Source organism: Hyphomonas sp. UBA4494, from assembly GCF_002388935.1.
Classification (GTDB): Bacteria; Pseudomonadota; Alphaproteobacteria; order Caulobacterales; family Hyphomonadaceae; genus Hyphomonas.
This window is the reverse complement of record NZ_DGNK01000040.1, coordinates 56,514-74,077: the sequence shown is the minus strand read 5'-3', so window position 1 is coordinate 74,077 and position 17,564 is coordinate 56,514. Positions and strand designations below refer to the sequence as shown.

Annotated in this window: 19 protein-coding genes; 9 read left to right on the top strand and 10 right to left on the bottom strand. The window is 60.0% G+C overall.

Annotation, left to right across the window (positions count from 1 at the left end; translation table 11 throughout):
- Positions 1–2: 2 nt before the first annotated feature.
- The 4 genes from B2P82_RS15445 to B2P82_RS15430 all read right to left on the bottom strand — a co-directional run bounded on the left by B2P82_RS15445 (position 3) and on the right by B2P82_RS15430 (position 2,348).
- Positions 3–491: a hypothetical protein gene (locus B2P82_RS15445; RefSeq protein WP_290497873.1), complete on the bottom strand. Its 489-nt coding sequence runs from the start codon at positions 489–491 to the stop codon at positions 3–5.
- Positions 488–979 (bottom strand): hypothetical protein, encoded by a 492-nt coding sequence (locus B2P82_RS15440; protein WP_290497872.1) that lies wholly within the window; start codon positions 977–979, stop codon positions 488–490. Before B2P82_RS15440 ends, B2P82_RS15445 begins: the two co-directional genes overlap by 4 nt.
- Entirely contained in the window at positions 976–1,641 is a 666-nt protein-coding gene (locus B2P82_RS15435) for a hypothetical protein (protein ID WP_290497870.1), read from the bottom strand. Before B2P82_RS15435 ends, B2P82_RS15440 begins: the two co-directional genes overlap by 4 nt.
- A 125-nt stretch (positions 1,642–1,766) precedes the next feature.
- Positions 1,767–2,348 carry a murein L,D-transpeptidase catalytic domain family protein gene (locus B2P82_RS15430; protein ID WP_290497868.1) on the bottom strand — a complete coding sequence of 194 codons (582 nt, stop codon included), beginning with the start codon at positions 2,346–2,348 and terminating at the stop codon, positions 1,767–1,769.
- On the opposite strand from B2P82_RS15430, the gene B2P82_RS15425 reads away from it, so the two are divergent.
- The 8 genes from B2P82_RS15425 (at position 2,347) to B2P82_RS15390 (ending at position 10,072) form a co-directional block, all read left to right on the top strand.
- The gene (locus B2P82_RS15425; RefSeq protein ID WP_290497866.1) at positions 2,347–2,604 is read left to right on the top strand and encodes a hypothetical protein; all 258 of its coding nucleotides are present in this window, start codon (positions 2,347–2,349) and stop codon (positions 2,602–2,604) included. The two genes, B2P82_RS15430 and B2P82_RS15425, sit on opposite strands and share 2 nt — an antisense overlap.
- Before the next feature lie 48 nt (positions 2,605–2,652).
- The gene (locus B2P82_RS15420) at positions 2,653–3,741 is read left to right on the top strand and encodes a phosphotransferase family protein (protein ID WP_290497865.1); all 1,089 of its coding nucleotides are present in this window, start codon (positions 2,653–2,655) and stop codon (positions 3,739–3,741) included.
- Positions 3,738–4,994, top strand: a complete 1,257-nt coding sequence (locus B2P82_RS15415; RefSeq protein WP_290482411.1) for an MFS transporter — start codon at positions 3,738–3,740, stop codon at positions 4,992–4,994. The genes B2P82_RS15420 and B2P82_RS15415 overlap by 4 nt, the downstream gene beginning before the upstream one ends.
- A complete protein-coding gene (locus B2P82_RS15410) occupies positions 4,987–5,772 on the top strand; it encodes an acyl-CoA thioesterase (RefSeq protein WP_290497864.1) in 786 nt (261 codons plus the stop codon). Before B2P82_RS15415 ends, B2P82_RS15410 begins: the two co-directional genes overlap by 8 nt.
- A gap of 48 nt (positions 5,773–5,820) precedes the next feature.
- On the top strand, positions 5,821–6,732 hold the full coding sequence (locus B2P82_RS15405; protein WP_290497863.1) for a hypothetical protein: 912 nt from the start codon (positions 5,821–5,823) through the stop codon (positions 6,730–6,732).
- A 10-nt stretch (positions 6,733–6,742) separates the two neighbouring features.
- Positions 6,743–7,780 carry an alcohol dehydrogenase catalytic domain-containing protein gene (locus B2P82_RS15400; RefSeq protein ID WP_290497862.1) on the top strand — a complete coding sequence of 346 codons (1,038 nt, stop codon included), beginning with the start codon at positions 6,743–6,745 and terminating at the stop codon, positions 7,778–7,780.
- 24 nt (positions 7,781–7,804) lie between these two features.
- On the top strand, positions 7,805–9,088 hold the full coding sequence (locus tag B2P82_RS15395; protein ID WP_414652056.1) for a metal-dependent hydrolase family protein: 1,284 nt from the start codon (positions 7,805–7,807) through the stop codon (positions 9,086–9,088).
- Positions 9,089–9,202: 114 nt separating this feature from the next.
- Positions 9,203–10,072, top strand: coding sequence for an OmpA family protein (locus tag B2P82_RS15390; protein ID WP_290497860.1), 870 nt, complete (start codon positions 9,203–9,205; stop codon positions 10,070–10,072).
- A 63-nt stretch (positions 10,073–10,135) separates the two neighbouring features.
- Here B2P82_RS15390 and B2P82_RS15385 read toward each other — a convergent pair whose 3' ends face one another.
- From B2P82_RS15385 to B2P82_RS15360, 6 genes are all read right to left on the bottom strand, one after another.
- Positions 10,136–11,209, bottom strand: coding sequence for a DUF2855 family protein (locus B2P82_RS15385; RefSeq protein WP_290497859.1), 1,074 nt, complete (start codon positions 11,207–11,209; stop codon positions 10,136–10,138).
- Entirely contained in the window at positions 11,206–11,964 is a 759-nt protein-coding gene (locus B2P82_RS15380; RefSeq protein ID WP_290497858.1) for an enoyl-CoA hydratase/isomerase family protein, read from the bottom strand. The genes B2P82_RS15385 and B2P82_RS15380 overlap by 4 nt, the downstream gene beginning before the upstream one ends.
- Positions 11,961–13,292 (bottom strand): cytochrome P450, encoded by a 1,332-nt coding sequence (locus tag B2P82_RS15375; RefSeq protein WP_290497857.1) that lies wholly within the window; start codon positions 13,290–13,292, stop codon positions 11,961–11,963. Before B2P82_RS15375 ends, B2P82_RS15380 begins: the two co-directional genes overlap by 4 nt.
- 48 nt (positions 13,293–13,340) lie before the next feature.
- Entirely contained in the window at positions 13,341–14,291 is a 951-nt protein-coding gene (locus B2P82_RS15370) for a pseudouridine synthase (RefSeq protein ID WP_290497855.1), read from the bottom strand.
- Positions 14,292–14,311: 20 nt separating this feature from the next.
- Positions 14,312–14,731, bottom strand: a complete 420-nt coding sequence (locus B2P82_RS15365; RefSeq protein ID WP_290497854.1) for a hypothetical protein — start codon at positions 14,729–14,731, stop codon at positions 14,312–14,314.
- Positions 14,732–14,801: 70 nt separating this feature from the next.
- On the bottom strand, positions 14,802–16,031 hold the full coding sequence (locus B2P82_RS15360; RefSeq protein WP_290497852.1) for a sensor domain-containing phosphodiesterase: 1,230 nt from the start codon (positions 16,029–16,031) through the stop codon (positions 14,802–14,804).
- A gap of 266 nt (positions 16,032–16,297) precedes the next feature.
- Between B2P82_RS15360 and B2P82_RS15355 the strand changes: the two genes are divergently transcribed.
- Positions 16,298–17,560, top strand: coding sequence for a SulP family inorganic anion transporter (locus B2P82_RS15355; RefSeq protein WP_290497851.1), 1,263 nt, complete (start codon positions 16,298–16,300; stop codon positions 17,558–17,560).
- Positions 17,561–17,564 lie beyond the last annotated feature (4 nt).

Genomic DNA, 17,564 nt, shown 5'->3' with positions numbered 1-17,564 from the left:
CTCTACTCCACAGCCTGCAGCTGGTCCCAGAGATCAATCGGCGGCACGTCTCGCACCATGCCGTCGACCATGTCCGCGAACCCCGCATTGAAATAGCCCCGGCAGAGCTGCCACAGGGCCCGTCCGCGCGGCGTGCCGAGGACGAAATAGATCACGCCCTGATACGTCTCCCACGACTCTTTCGTGATCGCGCCGTTCTGGTATTGCAGCCATTCATACTCGCGCGCCCGCATCTGGCCGATCATCCAGAAGAACAGCTTGGTCTTCTCCTCGAAGCTCGGTGTTTCGACCTGCGAGAAGATGCGGCCAAGTTCCGGGGAATCGACGAATTTGTAGACGCCGGTCTGGTCATAGGTGAGCTGGGCCTGCCGGCTTTCAGAGCGCATCTGCTGCGCCCCCTGATGGACCTGCAATGCAAGGTAAATCAGCGTTCCAGCCACAACGGCCACACCAATGATCTGTGCAATGAGGGCGATCTGTTCGAGGGTCATGGCTCCATCTCCAACAGCGGGGCGGTCGGCCCGGCCTTGATCAGCCCGTCGACAAGGTCGCGGAAGCCGGGCGGGAAGTGGTGGCGCCGCGCCTTCCAGAAGCCCTGATAATATTTGGAAGCCAGATGGTCGCGGAAATGGTTTTGCGAATGCAGCCAGAAGTCTTCCTCGAAGACCTTCTTGCGGGCCTGGTAATGCATCACCTGATAGCCGCGCGTGACCATTGTGTAGAATACGTTGAGCCGTGTCCTGTCAGCGGCCTCAAACTCCTGTGGATCAGTGTCCAGCCCCCGCAGGAACAGATCGACCATCCCGGCTTCGCTGAGGATCTTCATATGGTCGCGGAAGATGTCATAATAGCCAACCGCCGCCGCGATGCGCTGCTGGTCGGCAGAGTGTCTGAGCTGGAAACCGACGAAGATCAGCGACGCAATCACCGCAACCGACGAGACAATCCCGGCAACGAAATAGAGCTGCTCCAGCGTCATTCCTGCGCCCCCTCATCTGTTTCGTCGGCCGCCGCTTCTGCCGGCACTTTCAGTGCGTCCAGGTACCCGACGAGGAAATCCTCATCGAGGGCGGCGATGATCGGGCCGGCGTCCCTTTGCATGGCCGTGCCTTCCCAGCCGGGCGCCTGCAGTGCCCACCAGTGTTTGGCGAACCGCGATCCGAAATAGAAGGGGGCGGTGTTCGCGATATGCTGGCGCACGCGCTCGTCCGAGATCAGCCCGGCATCGCGCATCATGAACATCTGGTCCCATTGCAGCATGATCGCGACTAGGACGCTGCCAACCGCCTGGTTCTCGGTGTCGCTCAAGGCTTCCGGCGTACGGATCGCCTTGACCCAGATGACCGACATCTCCGGCCTTGCGATGTTGAACTCAATCTGGGCCAGCAAATCATTTTTCTGCTGGTCCATCGCCGCGCGCGTCAGAGCCGCGTTCTGGCGAACTTCCACGATCAGGACGACAAGGCCCAGCAGGACGCCGACATTCGCGGCAAGGGTCAGCCAGCGATTGAGCCGCTCCAGCGGGGCTGGGCGCGGCGTAGCGGGTGGCACTGTCGGGGAAGTCGCGACGGGCGGTAGAGGCGGTGTGTCAACACGCGCTTGCTTACGTCGCAGACGGGACAGGACGGATGGAAGTTTCACGAGGCGTCCGGCCTCGCACAATTTGTCCCAAGATGATCAGACATGTCGTCCGCCAGCATGTTTTCGTCCCCCAGCCGCGCACTTTAGGCCGGGAATGGGGGGTGACAAGTATTTTCCGGGGAGGCTTAACGCCCGACATATATCAGCGTGCCTTGCGGGACGAGGATCATGAAGGTGTCGAGGTCGGCGCGCGAAAAGGCGATGCAGCCATTCGAGCGCCCCAGCTTGCCATAGTTGTCGATCATCGCAGGTTCGGCATAGGCGGCAGAATGGATGACGATGGCGCGACGACGGGCATTGGCATTGGTCTTGTCGAGGCCATCGAGACGCAGCGAGCGGCCATGCTTGCCGTAATATTCCTCGGCCGTGAGATAGGCGCCTTGCGGACTCGCCGAGGAGCCGGGCACATCAGAGAAGGCATCAAGGAAGCCATCATGATCCTTGTCGGAACCCCGGCCATGCGTGGTGCGATAGGCGTTGACGAGGCCGGTTTCGAGATCGATCACGAAGAGGCGTTTCTGCGCAGAATGCAGGCCGTAATCGACGATGACCAGTCGGCTCGGATTGGTTCGGTCGGAATGCCGGCTCATCGCCTGTATGGCCTCGCCCAGCAATTCCGGTCGGATCATGCGATCGGGATCAATCTCGGCGGCGTGCGACGGAAGCGGAAGGAAACAGAGATAGAGCAGGATCAGCAAGCGGCGCATGGGCTATCGGGCTTTCGAGCGTGTGAACGAGGTGTCGATTGGCTGGACGGGGAGCCGGATGAAAGACGCCGCGAAGACGCCGGAAGACAAATATGATTTCGCGGGCGAGGATGACAATCATGACCGCCACGAGGGTGAGCATGGCAAAACTGGGCAGGGCGAGGGCGGTGACGAGTGTTTCCAATTTTCGCACAGTGCGAACCTTTCATGTGAGCTGGCCAATGCGGACGTCGCGGAAGGCCTTGGCGTCGCGTAAGCCGTGAGTATGGTGTGACACCAAAACTTGTAGAAAAGAGGGCAGAAAATGGCCGAGGGAGAAACCGCTGCAGAATTGTTCACGGGCACCAAGCCTGTGGTCGAGTCGCACAAATTCGATGAGGCAAAGCTCGCCGCGTGGATGGAAGCCAATGTCGAGGGTTATCAGGGCCCTCTGGAAGTGCGCCAGTTCAAGGGCGGTCAGTCCAATCCGACCTATCAGCTGGTCACGCCCAACAAGAAATATGTCATGCGCCGCAAGCCGCCGGGCAAGCTGTTGCCGAGTGCGCACGCCGTGGACCGTGAATTCCGCGTGATTTCCGCGCTTTACCCGCTGGGATATCCCGTCGCCCGGCCTTATGGCCTGTGCACAGATGAGGGCATCGTGGGCACGATGTTTTACGTCATGGACATGGTCGAGGGCCGCATTCTGTGGGATGGCACGCTGCCGGAATATGAGCCTGCTGAACGTCGCGCCATCTATGAGGCAAAGGTGAAGACGTTTGCCGATCTCCACAATGTCGACTGGCGCGCCGCAGGGCTGGAAGGCTTTGGCAAGGAGGGCGATTATGTGGCCCGCCAGATCCATCGCTGGACGAAACAGTACAAGGCATCCGAAACCCAGCATATCCCGGAAATGGAACAACTGATCGAATGGCTGCCCAAGAATATTCCACCGGGCGACAAGACCACGATCGTGCATGGCGACTACCGTCTCGACAATATGGTGCTGCATCCGACCGAGCCAAAAGTGATCGCGGTGCTGGATTGGGAGCTTTGCACGCTGGGCGACCCGCTCGCGGACTTCTCTTATCACCTCATGAACTGGGTGATGCCACCGGGGGATTCCTCGCGCGGTTCGATCATGGCGATTGATGACCTCGCGGCCTGGGGCATTCCGAGCATGGACGAATATGTCGACATGTATTGCAAGCATACGGGCCGCGATGGCCTGCCGGAGCTCGACTATTACTTCGCCTATAATGGCTTCCGGCTTGCGGGAATCCTGCAGGGCATCATTGGGCGCGTCCGCGATGGCACGGCCAACAGTGCCAATGCCGAGTCGAACGCCGCGCGGGTGGTGCCGCTGGCGCAGTTTGCGGCCGAGTATGCGCGCCGGGCCGGGATGCCGGGGTGAGTTCCGTCCCGCCCGGCCTGCCGGGCAGCGGGTCTGATTACCGGTATCTGAGCCGACGTGACATCTGGCTGTTGACGCTGGCCTGCGCGGTGGTGACGGCCAACGCCTATTACATCCATCCGATCATCGCTCTGGTGGCGGACGATTTTGGCGCGTCGCCGTCGGAAATTGGGTTGGTGCCTGCGTTCAACCAGATTGCGCTGGCGCTCGGCATTTTCCTGTTGCTGCCGCTGGGGGACCGGTTCAGCAACAAGCGGCTGGCGACCGTGTTTGCCGCAGGCCAGTTCGCGGGCATGCTGGCCATGGCATTCGCAACCGATTTCCGGCTGTTCATTGCAGGTTCGACATTTCTCGGATTTTCAACGATTACGCCCTATTTGCTGCCGGCCTATGCGTCGAAGCGCGTGCCGCCCGAACGGCTGGGCCAGACCATGGCGATGCTGACCACGGGCGTCATCTCCGGCATTCTCGTTGCGCGCGTGGGCGGCGGCTGGCTGGGTGAGCATTATGGCTGGCGGTCGGTATACTATGTTGCTGCAGCATTGATGGGCGGGGTGACGCTGTTGCTGCCGCAGATCATGGATGAGCGACAGGGGCGCGGCGATGCGCAGGAAAAGCAAAGCTATGTCGGACTTGTCATGTCTGTGTTCCCGGTTGTGCGGCGACACCCGGAAGTTCTGCTGTCTGGTGCGATGCAGGGGCTCGGCTTCGGTGTCTTCCTGGCGGTGTGGCTCGGGCTCGGCCTCTACCTGACCAGTCCTGAAATGGGCTATGGTGCTGATACGGTCGGCTATCTGGCGGCGCTTGCGCTGATCAATGTGTTCACCACGCCGTTCTTCGGTGGTTGGGCCGACCGGATCGGGCCCCGACGGCTGAGAGCATTCGTAGCGCTAGTGCAGTTTTCCGGCGTCTGCCTGCTCGGCGTGTTCGGCCACAGCCTGTGGATGTTGCTGGTGCCATTGATGCTGATGAATGTGGTCGGGCCGCTGATTGATGTGACCGGGCGGATGACATTTCTGAATCAGCCGCCGGAAGTGCGCACACGCCTGATGACCGCATATATTGTGCTGATGTTCATCGGAGGCGGGCTGGGCAGCTGGGCGGGCACATCTGTTTATGAAATCTGGGGTTGGCCGGGCACGGCGATGATGGCGCTTTGCTTGTCAGCTACCTTGTTGGTGTTGGCATTGATTGCCGTGCGGCTGGATCCAAAACGGTCGAAAACACATGCTGAGGAGGATGCAGATGGCTGATAGTGAGGGCCCACGCCCGACCTTCTGGATACCAACCCAATCGACAGAGGACCCCAACCGGTTTGAATTCGTCGCGCGCCAGGGCGCCTGTGCGGGACCGCCAGAGCGGCAATTCCTGATGGGCGGCGTGTCCATGGCCGCAGGCGTGCATGCATTGGAGACTGCGATCGGGCGCCCTCTGCTATGGGCAACGGCACAGTTTGCGGGCGGCGCGACGCTGAACTCGCGCATCGACATCACGGTGCGCAAGCTGGCCGAGGGAAGGACCGTTGTGCAAGCGGTTGCCGATTTGACGGAAGACGGTCGCTCGGTCTTGCACGTTTCAGCCGCCTTGGGCGGATGGGATGACAGCGAGGGGCGGCAGTTTTTGAACATGCCCCCTGTGCCGCCGCCAGCGGAATGTGCGGAAAGTCACGAGATTCCCTTCTCGCGGGATGACAATCTTGCCGGACGGATCGAGCGCCGGTCTGTGCATCAGGATGATGCGACAGCGGAGGAAATGGTCTGGGTGCGGGTGAAGGATACCGGACCCGCGGATGCCGCGCGACTGTCGCTGATCTCAGACTTTTTCCTTGGCGCACATACCCGCACGCGAGGCGGGCGAAGCCTCGACAACACAGTGCGCATCCACGCGCTTCCGAAGACGGACTGGGTGCTGAATGTGACGCGTATGTCGGGCTTTGCTGCCGGCGTCGCTCATGGCGTGCTGTACCAGTTCGGAGAAGACGGCACGTTGCTGACAACGGCCAGCCAGACAGGCCTGTTGCCGCCGCGATAAACCTTGCCGGAACACCCCAGATAGAAGACGATGAAGGACGGAGGAAACATGACAGAGACAATCAAGGGGCCACTGCGCGCGCCCGCTCAGATGCTGCAAGAGCAATCTTATGATGGGCATAAGAGCCTTCATGATGACAGCGAAGCGGAGCGCCTCGGCATCAAGGCCGGGCCGATTGAAGGGCCGACGCATTTCTCGCAATTCGTGCCATACCTTGCCGAAATCTGGGGCGACGCCTGGTTCGAGCGCGGCTGTTTCTCCAGTCATTTCCTGAACATGGTGTTCGAGGGTGAGAAGGTGCGTGTCGAAGTCGATCGCCCAGCGCCGGGGGCGACGCGGACAATGTGCCGGGCGTTCAAGGAGGATGGTACGCCGGTGCTGGAGGCCAGCGCGTCGATTGGGCCGGATCATGGTGAGACATTGCTCGAAGCGCGCATGGCAAAGCTGCGCCCGGCGGGACACCTCGTGATCCTCGCCGATATGAAAGTGGGCATGACCGGCGCAGCCGACGAGACGGTTTCGATGGACCCGGATCAGCATATGGGAAATCTTTATCCCTTCTCACTGGCTGATAAGTTGAAGGTCATCACAGAACCGATGGATATGTACTCTGATGGCGCTGCGGGGCCGTGGGGCAAACCGATTGTGCCCTTGGAAATGGTCAGTGTGCTGGGAAACTACTCCAACCGGAATTCCAAATTCCCGGTCAAACAACCTGCGATTGGCCTGTTTGCCGATCTGGAAATTCGTATGGTTGATGGGCCGCTCCTAGTGGGAGAGACCTATCTGTTGCGTCGCGAGGTCGTGGCACTGTCGGAAAGCCGACGGGTCGAGAATTACTGGATCCGCACACGCTTCTTCGATGCGGCGGGCGAAAAGCAGGTCGCCGAGATGTTGCTGAATCATGGCGTGATGAAAGCGAGCTATCCGCACTATCCCGCCGACCGGCTGCCGGCCTGAGGAGGATCGCATGAAGGGATTGCTGTATCAGGGCACGCGTGACATCGCTTATGGCGAGGCGCCCGAATTGAAACCGGAAGATACGCGTAGCGCCATCGTCAAGATGACCGCCTGCGGGATATGCGGGTCGGACCTTCATATCTATCAGGGCCACGGTTTCAGCGACGAGACCGGCTATTGCGTCGGGCACGAAGCCGTGGGCGAGATTGTCGAGACTGGCAGCGGCGTGTCGCGATTCAGGACAGGCGACCGGGTCATGATCTCGGCCGCTGTGGGCTGTGGCGCGTGCGTGCCCTGCATGTCAGGTAATATGAATGAATGCGACACGCATGGCGGGCGTTGCTATGGGCTCGGCCCCGGCCTGCAGGGCGTGCAGGCCGAATATGCGATGGTACCGGTCGCGGATTTTGGCCTGGCGCGCATTCCGGACGGGATCAGTGATGACCAGGCCGTTCTGTTGACGGACAATTTGCCAACGGCCTGGCATGGGCTGAAGGGCGCGGACATTCATCCCGGTGCGACTGTTGCCGTGGTCGGGTGCGGTCCGATTGGCCTGATGGCCGTGGAAGGCGCATTCCTGATGGGCGCGGCGAAAGTCTATGCGGTCGATCTGGTTGCGGAGCGGCGCGCCATGGCAGAGGCGATGGGCGCGATTGCGCTTGATGCGAGAGAAGCCAAGGCGGTGATCGAGGAACAGACCAGAGGCCGGATGTGTGACAGCGTCGTGGAATGTGTCGGCGCGGACCCGGCGATCTATCTGTCGCTGAAACTGGCCAAGGCAGCGGGCACGGTTTCCTGCATCGGCGTGAACCAAACGATGGATTTCAAATTCCCGATGGCGCTGGCCTTTATCAAGAATTTGACCTTTCGGACCGGCACTTGCTCGGTGCCTGAACATTGGCCGGAATTGATTCCGCTGGTGCAGGCGGGCAAGCTGGCCCCGGAGCGCACCATTACCCACCATATGCCGCTGTCGGAAGGGGCAGAGGCGTATCGTATGTTTGACGCACGCGAGAATGGTGCGATGAAAATGATCCTAACACCTTGAGGGAGGGCTGACCTGATGACTTCTATGATTAGCAAACTGGCTGCGAGCGCAGCGCTGGCAACCGTGATGACCGGTACTGCAATGGCCGAGACAACCCTGATCCATGCCGGGCACGTGCTGGCCGAACCGGGCGAAGGTTACCTGACCCGCCAGACCATTACGGTGGAAGATGGCGAGATCGTCTCGATTGAAGCGGGCTACAAGCGCGCTCCGCGGGATGCGGACCTGATAGATCTCAAGGACGCTTATGTCCTGCCCGGCCTGATCGACAGCCATGTGCACATCACATTCGAGAATGGGCCGAATGACCGGATCAAGGCGTTCGAGGACACAGATGTGGATGCGGCTTTCGATGGCGCGGGCTTTGCCTACAAGACATTGCTAACCGGCTTCACGACGGTTCAGGATGTCGGCTCGTCGAACAATGCGATTTTCGGACTGCGCGATGCCATTGCAAAAGGTAATGTGCCGGGCCCACGCATCCGGGCCTCCGGACAGGGGATCAGCGTAACCGGCGGGCACGGCGACATCAACGGCTATTCGCCAGAAGTCATGGCAATGTTCACCGGCAAGAATATCTGTAATGGCGCCGATGATTGCCGCCGCGCCGTGCGCCAGCAGATCAAGGAAGGCGCAGACGTCATCAAGATCGCCGCGACGGGCGGAGTGCTGTCAAACACGCGGGCCGGACTGGAACAGCAGTTTACGGATGATGAGTTGGTCGCGATTGTCGAGACCGCGCATTCGATGGGCCGGAAGGTGACCGGGCATGCGCATGGCAAGGGCGGCATTGTGTCGGCGTTGAAGGCTGGCATCGATTCCATTGAGCACGGCTCCTATACCGATGATGAAACGATCGCCCTGTTCAAGGAGCATGACGCTGTTCTGGTTCCGACAGTGCTGGCCGGGGCAACGGTGACGGGCTGGGTCAATGAGCCCTGGCTGCCGGCACCGAGCCGGGAAAAGGCCGCAATTGTCGGGCCGTTGATGCTGGATATGTTGCGTCGCGCACATGAAGGTGGGGTCAAGGTGGCGTTCGGCACGGATACGGGCGTGTCCAAGCATGGCGATAATGCGCAGGAATTCGCGCTGATGGTGGAGGCGGGGTTCACGCCGGAAGAGGCCATCCGCGCAGCGACTGTGATTGCGTCAGAACATGTGGAGATGTCCGATGTCGTCGGCACGATCACGGCGGGCAAGCATGCCGACATCATTGCGGTCATGGGAGACCCCCTGAAAGACATTGCTGAATTGCAGGATGTTGATTTCGTGATGAAAGGCGGAACGGTCTACAAGCAGGCGCAATGACCGGTCCGAACTTCGCCTCAGCCGCGAAGCGTTTTGACTTTCCCAATCAATCGCCAGAGACTTGGCGATTGATGAGGAAGCGGCGCAAGCCCCGCGATATTTAGAGTGAGTTGCATGAAACGAGATCTTTTCCTTGCCCGCGCGATTGCCGGGGCTGCGCTGTTCAGTGTCGCGGCGTGTGGAGGGGAATCGGCAGATGCGCCGAAAGCAGTGGCCGCCGAAAGCGGACCTCAGTGTGTTCAACTCGCTGAAGGCGACTATTTCTGGGACGGGACGGCGTTTGTTGTCTCCAGTACACCCCCGGCATCACAACCCGCCGCCACCGAGACGCGGCCAGCAAGTGTTGGCTGGGTGGGCGCGCTAGAGCGTACATTCCCGGATGCCGGGTTCCCGTGGATGGGCCTGCATGTCAGTGGGCCGGTTGCCGTTCTGACTGGCCTGGCGCCGGATCCGGCCGCCAAGGAGCAGGGCTTTCTGGTCGGGCAGGCGGCCCTCGAGGACAATGCCGAAGTCGCCTCAGATGTGACCCTCGTCGTGGATGGCATCTCGGTTGAAGAAGGCGAGCGGGGCGTCGGCGAGGCGCTGGCGGCATTGTCTGATGGCGAAGCCAATGCCGGGCGGTGCCAATCTGCGTTCAATGCCACGATGGATGGCCGCACCATCATGTTCCAGAGCAATCTGGCCATCATCTCGCCGACCAGCGAACGATTGCTGGATGCGCTGACCGGGGTGGCGTTGCTGTGCGATGCGTATGCCATCGAGATTGGCGGCCATACGGATTCTCGCGGCTCCAATCAATACAATCAGGTGATCTCCCAACAGAGGTCAGAAGCAGTGCGTGACTATATGGTCGAGCACGGCGTCGAGGCTGAAGCGTTGACGGCGATGGGGTATGGGGAGTCCCGTCCGCTGGACAGGGCGGAAACCTATGAAGCCTGGGCAAAGAACCGACGCATGGAATTCAAGGTCTCGGAGCGACGCTAGAGCGCTCCAGGTGTGCGACCTGCCCCCGCTGTTTGGCCGCAGCGGGGGCTTTTGTTTTTGCGATCAGGAGATTGAGAGGATCAGCCCTTCGGAGGGGCTGACCTGGGCGTCGATGGTCTGCGTCCATGCTTTCGTGATTGCGTCTGCACCTTTGGCGTGGCGCGGCGTGACGAAGTCCTTCGAGGCCGTGTAGAAACTCTTCAAGGCAGAGCCGAGCCGACGATTGATCTCAGCGCCGCCGAGCGTGGCTGCGCGTTCAGCGGCATAAGTCGGCACGAAGAAGAATTCCGGCTGAGGATCTGGCAGCGCGATGGGCGAGCGGTCGCCTTCCCAATCGGTCACGCCGATGACGAGACTGCGAACAAGCCGGTCTTTCAGGGCATTATGGACATCTGCCGTCAGTGTGGGGCGTCCGAGGAAATCGACAAAGGCCGTCAGGCCGCGCGCATGCAGGCGGTCGGCGTCATCATAGGTGCGGACACGGCCATAGAGGCCGGTCTTTTCCAGAAAGTCCTTGTTGCCGGGCGAGGTCAGCGCAACCGTGTCGACACCGCCGCGAACCTTCAGGCAGTGAGCCAGCGCCATGGCGGTCTTGGACGAGGCCGAGGAGATCACAACGGTTTCCGGAACCGGGTCGCCGGTTTCCATCAGGCAGTCATCAATCATCCAACCCGTCGTGAAGAGTGGACGGAAAAGCATTTGCTGGTCTTCGAGCGCGGCATCGTAGGAAGGGTCGCCAGCAGTGTTGATGTATGTGTTGTAGATGGGCGCGAGGCCCTGGCGGTGGGCGGCGCCATCCATGAAACCATGTTTGCCGACGCTGACCGGCTCAACATCGAAATGTTCGGAGATGGGGAGATATCCGTACAGGCGGTCACCCTCATTCACATGTTCAGCCTTGGATTCAACCACAGTCGCGAACCCCCAGACGGGCACGCGGCCAAAGCTTGCATCTGCGGTGGGGAAGAAGTTCCAATACTGCATCTGGTCGCCAAAAGTGGCGTAGGTGACATTGTTGGCCGTCAGGGCAAACGTATCGACCTTGAGACGGGCAGCGCCGTCGGCCAGGGCAGGCAGGTCGGCTGGGGTCCAGCGCGTGTCGCGCAAATCATCACGGCGGATCAGGAAATCACTCATGTCTTCGCTTTCTTGCTCTTGCCCGTAAAGGCCGCGATTCGGTCCTGCATGTCAGGCCCAACCCCTTCGCAATTGAGTATCTCCCATTGCAGGCCACTATCCAAGTCTCGCGCGTCGGTCGCCTCCAGCAGATGCTTGTTTGCCGCATGGGAGAATGGCGAGTTGGCGAGTATGCGATCCGCCAAGTCCTGACAGGCGCTGTCGAAGTCGGCGTCTGCTACAACTTGCTCGACGAGGCCGATGCGGAAGGCCTCATCAGCACTGATCATGTCGGCGGTGAACATCAGGCGTTTTGCCGTGGCAATCCCTACACGGCGTGGCAGGCGCTGGCTCATGCCCCAGATCGGGGTAAGCGCCCATTTGGCATGTGTGTCCCCGAAACGTGCGCTTTCCGCGGCGATGATGAAGTCAGCCGCAAGGGCAACTTCCAACGCACCTGTATAGCAGTGGCCGTGGACGGCCGCGATGACCGGCTTGGGCAGGCGCTCCATCAGGCGGAGCGTTTCAGAGTGCCACCCCGGTGACGGGACTTTTTCACCTTCGGCAATGTCGCCAAGATCATGCCCGGCAGAGAAGCATTTGCCCGCCCCGCGCAGGATAACGCAATTCACACTGTCATCCGTCTCGAGGTCGAGCACATGATGGCGAAGTTCGCGGAACATGCCGACCGTGAGTGAATTGAGTTTGTCGGGCCGATTCAGGGTGAGAGTCGCAAGGCCGTCTTTGTCCTGACGAAGGACCAGCGGCTCGCTCATGTGCCGAGGTCCACCATGAGGCTTGAAATGGCGTGCACGAAATTGCTGGGCGCGAGGGTTTGTTCGCCAGTCCACTTTATGTTCGGGAAACGTGAGAGGATGTTGCGATAGGCTGAGTCCAGCTGCATGTTGGCAACGCGCTGGCCCAGGCAGACATGCGGGCCATGGCCGAACGCCAGATGTTCCTTCGCATTGGCGCGGGTTATGTCGAAACGGTTCGGTTCGGGAAACTTGGACGGGTCTCGATTGGCCGCGGCATAGTACATGACCACTTTATCGCCCTCGGCGATGGTTTGGCCGCCGAGGTCCGTCTCCGCTGTTGCGGTGCGGCGCATATAAGTGACGGGACTGACCATGCGGATCGATTCATGGACGAAATTGGGAAACAGATCCTCGTTCGCGATCAGCTTTTCCTTCTGGTCGGCGAATTCGGTCAGAAGGCGCATTGTGCCCGACAGCGAGTTGCGGGTCGTGTCATTGCCAGCAAAGACGATCAGGAGCCAGGAACCATCAAGGAATTCGGGGCTCAGTGGCTCGCCGTCGATCTCGACATTGGCGATCGCGGACAGAAGATCGTTCTGCGGATCGGCACGGCGCTTGGCCAGCATATGTCGACCGTAATCGAACATGGCCTGAATCTCTGACATGAAGGCCATGATCTGTTCGGGCGTGACATTGCCGAGGCCTTCCTGCTGGGCCTGATATTGCGAATTTTCCAGGAAGTGCATCCAGTGGACAAGTTTCGGCCGGTCCTCTGGTGGTACGCCAAGGATTTCGCACAGCGTGAACAGCGGCAATTCGGCGGAGAACAGCTCCACCATGTCGACCACAGGGCCCTGTTTCTCCATCGCGTCGAGCAGGAGGTTGACCTGTACATCAACGCGTTTGCGCAACTCCGCCACGAATCCGGGCCGGAAGAACTGCATATGTTCCATACGGAGTGTCGTATGGTAGGGACGGTCGAGATTGATCAGGCTGTTCAGGCTGGATGAGTGTAGCAGCGGATGGCGGGGCGTGTCTTCCTGACCATAGGTCATCAGGATGCCACCGCGCTGCGAGGAATAGATAACCGGGTCGAGTTCGACTTTCTTGACGAGATCATAGGAAGTCACCGCCCAGAAACCGGCGCCGACCTGTTCGGGGTGCCACATGACCGGGGCCTTCTCGCGCATTTCCGCGAAGGCTTCATGAGTGTAGCCGCCGCGGGAAGAGAAGACGGTCGGGTCTGTCAGGTCGACTGGCGGCGCGAGATCGAAGACAGGCTTGTTCTTCGGAGACCGCGGCGCGGTATCGACCTGATAGGTCTCGGTAACGTTCTGAAGTGGCATGAGGGACCTCCGTATGGCTTTGCCGCCGGAGACCTATCAATGGCCGTCTCAGCGAGGCTTTGTGCGTTTCCTGGAAGTCAGCTTACCTGAAGGTGACCTGCTGCCAAGGCGTGACTTAGGGGCAGGCTTTTTGGAGGTGCGAGTCGGCTCGGCAGGCCGGGCAGCGTGCTCATTCGTCATCAAGTGGCCGATGGCTTGTTGTAGCAGGTCTGTCGGCACTTCCTCGACCGCGCCCGGGCGAAGATCGTCCAGCAGGAACGGGCCGTACTGCACGCGGATCAGGCGGTTCACCATGAGATTCACCGCTTCCAGTGCACGGCGAACTTCGCGTTTCTTGCCTTCCGAGAGGGTCACGGTTAGCCAGCTGTTTGCGCCGGTTTCCCGGTCGAAAACGGCGGTGATCGGCTTGTAGTCTACGCCATCGACCGTGATGCCTTCGGCCAGTTCGGCAATCTTGTAGTCGGTCACAGTGCCCTTGGCTCGCACACGATAGGTGCGTTCAAGCTCGTTCTTCGGCAGCTCCAGGGCGCGGGCAAGCGCGCCATCATTGGTCAGTAGCAGCAGGCCTTCGGTGTTCAGGTCTAGCCGGCCGACGGTGACCACGCGTGGCAGGGATTTGGGCAACTCGTCAAAGACCGTACGCCGACCTTCCGGGTCAACAGTGGTGGTGATGAGGCCAGCCGGTTTGTGATATCGCCAGACGCGCGTCGCATCAGGGGCCTGAATGGTCTTGCGGCCCACGCGGATCAGTTCGCGGCCTGTGACCTTGAAGGCAGGAGAGGTCAGCTTGACGCCATCGACCGTGATCTTGCCATCCTCGATCATGCGTTCGACTTCGCGGCGCGAAGCGACGCCCGCGCGCGCGAGGTACTTGGCGATCCGTTCGCCTTCGCTCCAGTCTTTCTCTTCGGCTGGACGCTTGGATTTTGGGGCTGGGCGTTGCTTGCTCGGGCTGGAAGGTTTCCGGCGCGGGCGGCCCGTCTCTCGACGCTCCGTCATGGGATATTCTTTCTGTTGCTTTAGAGCAGGAAGTGAAGGCAGGGCGCCGCAATAGCAAGGCCCAGTATGATCTCCATCGGAATCCAGATCGGGATCAGACCGGGCTCCCGGTTCTTGGCTCGGTCGAAGACCAGGGACATCAGGCGACCGGTGCCAGCGCCAACCCACCCTGCAGCGAGCGGCAGGACAACGAGCGTCGTCAGGATGTCTTCGGAACCCGTCGACAGATTCACAACCAGAATGGCCGTCATCAGATGTGCGAACAGGAACAGGCCGCCATAAGTGGCGCGAAATTCCGAATAACCACCGGGGCGGAGCGGGTCCGGATCCTCGACGAGGCGGACAATGCGGCTGGCCCAAGCCGGGGAAAACATGGCGGACAGGCCGAGAACGGCCCCAAACAGAAGGGTGACGACTGAAATGATTTCACCGATATTCATGAGGCGCGTGCTCCGGGGTTGTCAGCTCAATCTAGAACGATTTTGCGGAATGCACAGGGTCTGAATGCTGTCAGGATGCCTTGCTGAACAAATTGACCGTCTTGGCGATATCCTGCTCCGGGCGGCCAAGCAGATAGCCCTGGCCCCTGCGAACGCCCAACAGTTTCAGTGTATTCAGCTCTGCCTCGGTCTCGATACCTTCGGCAATGATGTGAGCCGACGTTTCTCGCGTATAAAACAGCAATGCGCCGATCAGTGCGCGACGGGCCAAGTCTGAATCCACATTCCGGGTCAGGCTCATGTCGACCTTCACATAGTCCGGATTGAGCTGGACAATGTGGCGCAGCGAGGAGTGACCGGCGCCAGCATCATCCACGGCGAGCCGCAGGCCTGCATGGCGTAATGGGCGCAGCACCTTGGTGAAGCTCTCATAGTCGTCGATGACGGCGTGCTCGGTAATTTCCAGCAGGATGCGGTCGAGCGGCAAATTCAGGAAGGTGCTCGCGAATTGATCGCTGATCACTGTGGAAGGTGAGGCATTGACGGAAATGTATTGGTCGGGCGCGATCTCGCGGATCTTTTCCACCGCCTGCCGGATTGAAGCCAGTTCCAGTTCCACGGACAAGCCGACGGCAGCCGCCTCGTCAAACCAGACATCCGGTGACCGATAAGGTTCAGCCGAGAAGCGACAGAGGGCTTCATACCCGCTGGGGTGCATCTGGCCGAGGTCAACAATTGGCTGGTAGGCAATGGCGAACGCGCTTGTATTCAGGGTCTCGAGGATACGCTCGCGCTTCTCCTCCAGGATGCGGCGTTCCTCGTAATCCTTGTCGATCTGTTGTGCGGCCAGGTTTGCGAACAAGCGCATGGTTTCCAGATCGCGATCGTTGAGACTCGTGTTCGCTTCCGGGCTGAGGCAACAGAACATGCCGTATGGTGTGCCGTCCACAAGCCGGATTGGAATGCTCATATGCGCCCCAATCGGAATTTCGCGCGTGATCGGCATGGCCAGAGCGAGGGGGTTTTTGGAGGTATCCGGAATAAGTTCGGGTAGGCGACCTTCCAGTATGTGAAGGCAATAGACATCCGTCAGGTCTCTACTGTCTCCCGGCTTGATCAGGTTTTCGAGGCCCGGTGCGTCTACATATCTAAACACGGACTCACCATCTACGAATTCCGAAATATAGGCGATCGGCATTCCTAGGTGTTGGCGAATGGCTGTCAATGCAGAGTTGATTGCCTGCCGGGATGTTTCCTCACGTCCGTCTCGAATCGTTGAAGGAAGTGAGAATCCGGTCATTCGTTCAAGCCCCTGAGACTCGCAATAGTTTACTGGCGTAGAAAACCAGTTTCAGCGACAACCGTATCCCAGTGTCCCTTAAACTCCGTTCCACACTTCATTGAAGCCCAACACTCTTTCTTCGGACTTTCGTAAGAATTTTCGAAGGCGATTTGCCAGATCGAAAATCTATCCATCGCGACAAATTCGGCCCTTTTCGATGCGCGTGGCGCGGGTGTAGGCGTACTTGTATGGGTAACGGGGTGGCATGGCATGGCCGGGCACGAATGAAGCCGAAGATTCTGACAACGATCCAGACCTATTCGGGACCGCTCTTTGTGGCGGACCTGTTTGCAGGTGTGACAGTGGCGCTCGTCGCCATCCCGCTTAGCCTGGCGATTGCCATTGCGTCAGGAGCCGACCCGGCGGCGGGTCTTGTCACGGCAATCATCGCGGGGTTCCTGATTTCATTCCTAGGCGGCAGCCGGGTTCAGATCGGCGGGCCGACTGGCGCATTCATCGTGGTCGTGTTCGGCGTAATCGTTGCGCACGGTTATGACGGACTCGTTCTGGCGACGTTCATGGCAGGGATCATTCTGATTGTCGCCGGACTGATGAGGGCAGGCAACCTGATCAGTTTCGTTCCGGAAGCGGTCGTGAACGGTTTCACCATCGGTATCGCCATTATCATTGCGGCGAGTCAGCTGAATGATTTGTTCGGCCTGACAACTTCCGACCTGCCGGCGGAATTCTTCAGCAAACTGGAAGTGCTCTGGGCGGCGCGCGGGACGGTAAATTGGGCATCCGTGGGAATCGGGGCTGCGACAATGGTTTTGATTGTCGGGTTGAGGCGGGTTGCACCGAAATTCCCGGGCCTGATCGTGGCCGTGGGGCTGACATCAGCGGTCGTGTATTTGTTTCACCTGCCAGTCGATACAATTGGCAGCCGGTTCGGGGCATTGCCGAGCCAGTTGCCGATGCCGAAACTGCCCGGGCTCAGTCTGGACCGTGTGACGGAACTCCTGCCATCAGCTTTTGTGATTGCCTTCCTGGCGGGTGTGGAATCCCTTCTGTCCGCTATGGTGGCGGACCGGATGACGGGCGGGCAATACCGACGCAATGCCGAAGTGATGGCACAGGGGGCAGCGAACATGGGATCTGCATTGTTCGGTGGCCTGCCTGCGACGGGCGCGATTGCGCGCACGGCGACGAATGTGCGGGCAGGCGGAAAGACGCCGGTCGCCGGTATTGTTCACGCGTTCACAATCCTGATGGCCGTTTTGTTTGCGGCGCCCCTGGCGGGTTATCTGGCGATGCCCGCACTGGCGGGACTGTTGATGCTGACGGCATGGAACATGAGCGAGCCGCACAAATGGCGAGCTTACATGTCGGACGAGAAAGCGAATGTCGCACTGTTGCTGATCACGCTTGTGCTGACCGTTGTGGCTGATCTGACAATCGCGATCGGTGTAGGTGTTTCTCTGGGACTCGCGATCCGTCTGCGGCGTCGGCATGTGGGGCCTGCCGATTGGAGCGAACCGGAGCGCTAGGGTC